Consider the following 7,622-nt stretch of genomic DNA (forward strand, 5'->3'; position numbering starts at 1 on the left):
GCATTGATTTTTTTTGCACAAATTTATCACTCGTTCATAAAACAGTGCTATGCGCCAGAGTCTAGCTTGAAAACGAGTAGCGATCGCCTCACTCGCTTCTCGAAATTCAAAATTATCAATTTCATTATTCAAACATTTTTACCCCACGCATAAATGCTCTTTTTTGAACAACAAGTTTATAAATCTTTATCTCCATAAATGAATTTAGGGGCAAGTAAGCAATGTCTACAACAAGCCGCTTAAAGCGTCTACGCACCCGGTACATTCTCCCAGCACCGCTTAACGGTTCTTTGAATCTCTGCATTTAGTCGAAACTGTGAAGTACAGGGTATTTCCCTCAACTGCTGCAAAAGTTCTTGCACTTGTTAATGACTCGAAGGAAATTAGATTGCTCAAGTGTCACAGAGAAATTGCGATAGGTGAGACGGCATTGATCGCGTATGTACAAGCTGACCACTTGCGAGGTACTCAAGTTCTTCAGGGGTTGATTGACGTTCTAGAGCTTTATTACGATGAGGATGGCGACCGAATTGGATAAGTATATCTCGATGTCGCCGTGCTTGCGCTGCGGAGAACTCTAGTAATGCACGATACTCCTGTGGTGCTTCCTGCACAAGGTTGTCCGCAAGTTTAATTGCCAGTTCCAATTTGCTAAGATCCTCAGAATGCCCCAATGGCAGGAAGAAGAAGGTCTTCTCCCAAGGGGTTTTGAGAGCTTCATAGTGTCCTACATTGATGCCTTCAATCGTTAGTTGACAAGCTTTTGAGTCCTGTGCGAATGCTTGCACTGTACCAGGATAGATTGAGCGCGAGAACTGGTCGAGGACGAGAATTAGCGCCAGCCGTGATCGCGGCTGACCAGACCAAGCATCTAGTTCACCTCGCATGGCTTGTTCTAGCAGTGGTGAAAAATGCTCGATTACTTCAGCACCCGCCCCACCGCGAAACCACCATTGCCAACAACGAACCATCGTTGCTTGATCGGGGCTTGGTTGGCTTGGAAACCAGAACCGAAGCACATCTTCGTATTTTTCGGTTATCAAAGTAAACCTGCCTTAGCTCTGCCGTATAGTTTAATTGTCTGGTGATTGCTGGAATATACCAGTAGTTGAAGTGCGATCGCCAAAAGCCACTACATGAATGGCTAATCGCTACCCGTTTCAATCAACCAACGAGCCGACACAATTGCTATCTTCCACCATTGAGTATGAAGAATATTAATTACGGACAGTCACACGCTCTCCTGTGAACGAAAATCTAAACGGTTCACCTTCACCCACTGGCACATTATTATTCAAAGGATTTGCACTCAAGTTAAAGGTGCGAATTTCAAATGTTCCTTCCAGTGTTCAAGGAGCAGATCCTCAAAAATAGAAAGCTATAGAAACTTTGCTACAGACACTATAGTTGTTGGCGGGGGCTAGCTTGTGTTGATTTTTTCGCCAAGATAAGCTTTCAAAAAGTTATTTGCTTGTGCTTACGTTTTAACCTCCAAGCAGCATAAAAAGCAGTAATTGCAAACACACTGAATGGTAAAGTTGGTTCAGGAACAGGCTTGACTGCTATTAAGATTCCTGAAGTGTTAATAGAGATATTGCCGCCATTACCACCAGTTAAGGCTGTGACTGCGGTAGTGGGAATTTGAGCGCCACGACGCAGAAGCAGTAAATCAGTTTGTAAGAAGATATTGCCACCATTACCCGATGCAGATTGGGCGTTGAGTGTGCCAGTGTTATCTAAGGTAATTCTAGGTGAGGTAAGGATAATATCTCCAGCAGTACCCGTCGTACTTTGAGAGTTAACGAGAAAGTCACTGTTAATGTTTGAATTGCTACCAGAAATATTTACTTGAGCAGTATTAACTTTAATTGTGCCTGCATTACCAAGTCCTGAAGTTGAGGCACTAAGTTCAGCGCGATCGCGTAACGAAAAGGAACCAGAATCGATGCTAATATTACCTCCATTGCCAACTGTACCAGTGGACACACTACTCAAAATCCCACTGTTTCTTCCAGCAATATCAACAGCATCTGTAACATTAACATTGACATTCCCCGCATTACCAAGTCCTGAAGTTGAGGCAATAAGTTCAGCGCCATTTTGTAACGATAATGAACCAGAATCGATAGTAATGTTACCCCCATTACCAAGTGACCCCAAACCCACAAGATTGCGAACATTACTCCCAGTGCCTGCAACTTTGATTGACTCGGTAGCATTCAGCGTAATATCTCCGGCGACAGTTTCAGGTGTTCCCAAACCTTTCCCAACACCAGCAGTTATTAGACTCCCTCCCAATATTTCTAAATTCCTGGCATTGACTGCAATATTACCACCACCAGCCCCAGTTACAATTACACCTGCTTGATTCGTGAGGGATACTGAAGTTCGCGCAACATTTTCAGGAAATATCAAGCTGACATTATCGCCATCTACAGCCAGAGCTAAAGTACCAGCTTGGGCTAACCCTCCTAACTCAGCTCTCCCACCATAAGCATTTAATCGTCCCCCATCCATGCTGACATTCCCACCCACCAGTAGTAAACTCTTTCCATCTGGTACTCGTAAACCAAATGCATCAAAGCCTGCTGGGTCTGTTCCTGCGGGTGCTACTGAGTTGTTTTGAATCCCTCCGTTTTGATTAATCTGATTAAACAGCAATGCTGAAGGATTAACAGTCAACAACGGTGAAGGGATATTTTGATCAGTAGCGCTAAAAAATCCTCGATTTCCAAATTGCAGTGCATTTGCACTAGTCGCAACAAACGAACCACCAACATTTAACGAAGCATTTCCACCAAATACAATTCCATTGGGATTTGTTAGAAACAGGTTAGCCGTACCCAACGTCCGAATTAACCCATCAATATCAATATTAGAAACTGATCCACCCGTTACTCGAGTAATTATATTTTGAATATCTAGAGCATTATTAAAGTCAGCAATACTACCAGTAGGCACAGAAAACTCACCAAAACTGTGAAACAAATTACTGCCAGCTTGTGTTCCCCCAGTGATGTTAAAGGTGTCACCCTCTCTTGTGACACTAGAGTTATTTAGTAATGTGCCATCTGGAGTAATTTGAGCGCTTGCATAATCAATCGGACAAAAGCTGACACCGACAGCGATAGCCACTAAAGCACCCCAATGAGTAAAACCCAAACCTGACATTGCTTGCCTCCAATAATAAATAGCAGCAAATTTTAGTTAAGCATAAATCAAGTTACTACCTACTAAATAGCTAGTAATTAGGCTACTAAGTTTTCAGCCCAAAACTCTAGTTTTTCGCAAAAATTTGGAAACTTTACAAAACTTTACTTTACACAGTTCTCAAGCTACCGCTCACGCTACCCCTCCCAATCCACCAACACCCCATCCACACAAGCAATTCCCCATTGCGGAAACTTAACCAGCACCTTCTTAATCACAATCTGTAAAGCCGGGTCATCATTCCAGCACTCTTGCAAAAAGTCAAACCCCGGATTCTGCCCCGAATTCGCCGCCACCTTAAGTTTCTGCATACGCTCCGGTCGCACATTTGACCTTGCTACAATTACCTCATGTGACCATTTTTCAGGATTTGGCACGGGCGCGGTGGAACTTTCACTCTCATAAACTGCTTTCACTTCAACACCAGAGACTTGGTTTTTTCCCGATAAGGAAGCTGAATTTCCCTGTTCTACAAGCTCTGGTGTTTGATTAGCGATGGCTACGCCCGCCGCAGGCATCGCAGAATTAAGATGCTAGATGAGCTTTCCTGTTTACAGGTATAATTTATTACAACTAATATTTGTATAATTCTAACTTGCCCCTAAAGAAATACCGCTAAGTTGTTGAAACAAGCTAGTAGCATAAGAATCAGTCATACCAGAAACATAGTCTGTTATTCTAAGAATTTTTGTATAAATATCTTCCTCAACTTTTGGATAATATTCTTTAGGAAGCATAAGATAAACTAATTGTGATTTTTTATCACTATTCAAAATAGAGTTGGCAAACTCAGTAAAGAGTTTTCCTAAAACTTCATATCCGGCAATTTGAATACTAACTACATCACGGTTTTCAAAAACAGTAGCCCTTGTTTTTTGATTAATATTTTTTAGATGATTGTCGTATTTGCTTAAAGATAACAAATCTTCATCAAACTCTCCAGAAAGTATTACTGATTCGTGTTCTAAGAAAATCTCTACTGCTTGTTCGATAAGCTTATTAATAGCTTTAGCACGCATTCTTTTAACTTTTTCTTCATTGCTATCATTAGCTTGTTGAATATCAATACACGCAATTTCGTTAAGTAAATCTTTAGTTTCGTCGAACGAGATATAACCCATACGATGCCCGTCCTCTACGTCAACAATTGAGTAGCAAATGTCATCTGCTGCTTCAACTAAAAAAGCAAGTGGATGCCGCGCCCACCATGCTACTTGTTCATGACGACGAATTAGCCCTACTGTTTCTGCTACTTCAGTAAATAAATCTTTCTCTGCTTGAAAAAAACCGTATTTTTTAATACTTCTACCCTTATATCCATTAAAAATAGATTCTTGTACTAAAGATTCTCTAGGATACTTTGTAAATGCTGCTAAAGTCGGGCAAGTAAGCTGCATTCCACCTTTTTGAGGAGGCATTTCTAGTTTAGTTAAAATACGGAAACCTTGTGCATTACCTTCAAATAATTCAAAATCTCTTATTTGAGATTCATCAAAAAAATTTTCTTCTGTTTGCTGAACAGCGCCGTGCCAAGATTGAAACGCTGTACGAATAGCATCTTCTCCAGAATGCCCAAAAGGAGGATTACCTATATCATGAGCTAAACAAGCCGCAGACACAATTTCACCAAAATCCGAAGCACTGAAACCATACTTATCAAGCTGGTGTCTTTTCACAATCTCATTTCCGACAATCCTACCAAGGGAGCGACCAACGCAGGAAACCTCAAGGCTATGAATAAGACGAGTACGGATGTAGTCATTTGTGGATAACGAAAAAACCTGCGTCTTATCTTTAAGGCGGCGAAAAGGAGAAGAAAACACCAAACGATCATAGTCCCTTAAGAAAGGAGTACGACCATGCTGGATATCTTCTGGTTCATTCTTACCCAGCCTTTGAGGTGTCAGCAGTTTTTTCCAGTCCATCATAATTGTGTGGTGTAGGAGTAGTAGACAATGCCATCTTTGCTAAAAGCGATGGGCGATGCCACATTCTAACTCTGACTTTTCACGGGAAGTCCTCACTGCGGAAACTTCGCCAATAGTTTTTTGATCACGATCTGCAAAGCAGGATCATCATTCCAGCACTCTTGCAAAAAGTCAAACCCCGGATTCTGCCCTGAATTCGCCGCTCGATTCAGTTTTTCCCTTCTTACAGGTCGCATATTTGACAAAAGCAACAATCGCCTCATGCGACCATTTTTCAGCACTGGGGACAGACGCGGCGGAACTTTCACCCTCATCAACTGTTTTGACTTCTCCACCCGAAACTGAATTTTCAACTAACAACGAAGTGGGATTACTTTGTTCTACCTGCCCCTGAGTTTGATTAGCGATCGCTTCCTTGTCAGAAAATTCATTTTGTGCGACGGGCGCGGCGGAATAACCACCTTCATGACAGTCCCTCGGTTCAACGTCACAATCCTGGTTTTCAGCTAACAACGAAGTAGATTGACCCTGTGTACCATCCACGAGCGTCAGCGTCGTGCAGTCCATTGCCACAAGCAAGTCTTTCTCTTTCTCTGACACGCTTTGAATAGACAGAGGCGACGCGACCCTCAAGGGCGCGTTAGCCGTCTCCTCCTCACGCGAATTTCCTGTAAGCGTGTCAGAGACACAGCTCACGAACTCATCGTTTGAGTTCGTGAGCTGTTCCTGAGTAGTTCGTGAGGTTTCTTGTAACCTTTGCTCTGGTTGAGTTTCACCTGAAATAGATGCTTTATACAAAGCACCTATTTCTTCAGAGCCAGCATTCATCTCTGTATTTTCAGCATTTGATTCTTGTTTTTGAGAATGTTGCACTCACCGGATCTAAAGCTTGGGTAAGGTTGAGTGGGGTAGGTGAATACCCAATGTGTAAAAAGATATGATAAGCGATTAACAATAGTAATACTTTTACCTTCACTTCTAAAAAAACTCTAGACCAGTTATAGGCGAGGAAGTATTGACAACGGTAGAAGAGTGCTACTTTAATTTAATTAAGTCTCAAATTCAACATATATAAAAAACAGTAGAGAGATTGAGAATCTACCGTTTTTTATATATGTTGAATGGGGTACTCAAAAGTCAAGTGATATTTTTCCTTGCTTTCTTGTCTTGGTGAATTTTAAGTATTTATTTCTCCACAGGTGTTAATTTTAAGGGATACAATGGCTCCGAGCCATTTAATTGCCAAATTCTAAATACCAATACAGCAGCGACAGTTAACCATACACAAGAAAATGATAAAGTCATTCCCGCTACAGGATTAGTTTGCCAATAAATGACCGTCACCACTACAGCAGATAACCAAGGGCCTAAAATAACTACAGGGACAGCAGCACCTAATCTCCGTTCTACAGTAAAAATCGTATTCCAAGTATCCCCTAAAGCCAGATGTACCACAAACAAAATTAAAGGCAGCACTAAAAATTGGTGATTCATCTGCTGCCAAACCAATACAGAAGAAATTACCCGCAAAGCGGCGATTATCATCCAAACTATGGGAAATACTAAAGGTGGAGGAGACCATCTTGGTCTGATTACCTGATCATAAGTCTGACGAGAACGAGTATTATCTAAAAGAGAAAAAATTCGGGAACGGATACTTAATATAGCAAAAAATAATCCAGCCAATAAAGTGCTAGACCAACTAGGAAAAGAAGAATTATTATCAATCAACATTACTAATTTTCCCATGACCAGCAACACTAGAATCATGGCTACGATTTGTAAAATAGTCCCTAGTGTATAAACTAAAACCGCTCTGATATCTAGTTCTAGTGTCGTAGCTATTGATGTATTTGGATACCGTTGTTGATTTCCAGTTTTTACCCCCATCACTGTATTGACAAACTTTTCAAGTATTCCTGGATTATTGGATTCATTCATAATTAAGAGATTGTGCGTAGTTTGTAATTATTAGTAATCAGTCATCATATGATAGTCTAACGGTTAAAAATAATGTTTTTTCAAAGCGTAAATAAAATAAAAATAAATGGCGGCGAAAAGGTGAATTCACGAGAGACTGTTAGGCTTACTAAGTGGCTTTGCAAAAGAATGATTTGCAAATTTTCCCAAATGCCATTTTAATTAGTGCATTACAAGAACAGTGGAAACCAAAGGTATAGCGTGATGAGTACCTGGAACTGCCAACGTTAGAGTCATCTGGGCAAAGATGGTGGAATGCCGCAGTTTCTCAGTGGGGGTATGATGTACGTAATCGGCTGGCTGGTTGCTAAATTATCTGTGAGGTTCAATCAAAAAGTATGCTTATCGTGTCGGATCGTCGCTGACTTGAACAATTAGCTTGCCGAAGTTTTTCCCTTGTAGTAAGCCGATGAAGGCGTGCGGGGCGTTTTCCAGTTTCTGTACAACATCTTCCTTGTACTTGAGCTTACCTTCTTGCAACCACCCAGAAACATCTTTGACAAA

The 7,622-nt window shown here is 41.2% G+C and carries 6 protein-coding genes; all 6 read right to left on the minus strand.

The genetic code is table 11. From position 1 onward, the window contains the following. Positions 1-392: 392 nt before the first annotated feature. Positions 393-1,043, minus strand: coding sequence for a DUF924 family protein (locus V7L05_RS25220; protein ID WP_335168151.1), 651 nt, complete (start codon positions 1,041-1,043; stop codon positions 393-395). Between the two features lie 412 nt (positions 1,044-1,455). Beyond that, complete coding sequence (locus V7L05_RS25225; RefSeq protein ID WP_335168153.1) at positions 1,456-3,171, minus strand: two-partner secretion domain-containing protein; 1,716 nt, start codon at positions 3,169-3,171, stop codon at positions 1,456-1,458. Positions 3,172-3,347: 176 nt separating this feature from the next. Beyond that, on the minus strand, positions 3,348-3,728 hold the full coding sequence (locus V7L05_RS25230; protein WP_335168155.1) for a hypothetical protein: 381 nt from the start codon (positions 3,726-3,728) through the stop codon (positions 3,348-3,350). A gap of 72 nt (positions 3,729-3,800) precedes the next feature. Further along, positions 3,801-5,138, minus strand: a complete 1,338-nt coding sequence (locus V7L05_RS25235; protein WP_335168156.1) for a deoxyguanosinetriphosphate triphosphohydrolase — start codon at positions 5,136-5,138, stop codon at positions 3,801-3,803. Between the two features lie 171 nt (positions 5,139-5,309). Further along, the gene (locus V7L05_RS25240) at positions 5,310-6,011 is read right to left on the minus strand and encodes a hypothetical protein (protein ID WP_335168158.1); all 702 of its coding nucleotides are present in this window, start codon (positions 6,009-6,011) and stop codon (positions 5,310-5,312) included. A 312-nt stretch (positions 6,012-6,323) separates the two neighbouring features. Next, positions 6,324-7,079, minus strand: coding sequence for a TspO/MBR family protein (locus V7L05_RS25245; RefSeq protein ID WP_335168159.1), 756 nt, complete (start codon positions 7,077-7,079; stop codon positions 6,324-6,326). Positions 7,080-7,622: the final 543 nt, after the last annotated feature.

It is taken from the genome of Nostoc sp. (assembly GCF_036917755.1).
GTDB lineage: Bacteria > Cyanobacteriota > Cyanobacteriia > Cyanobacteriales > Nostocaceae > Nostoc.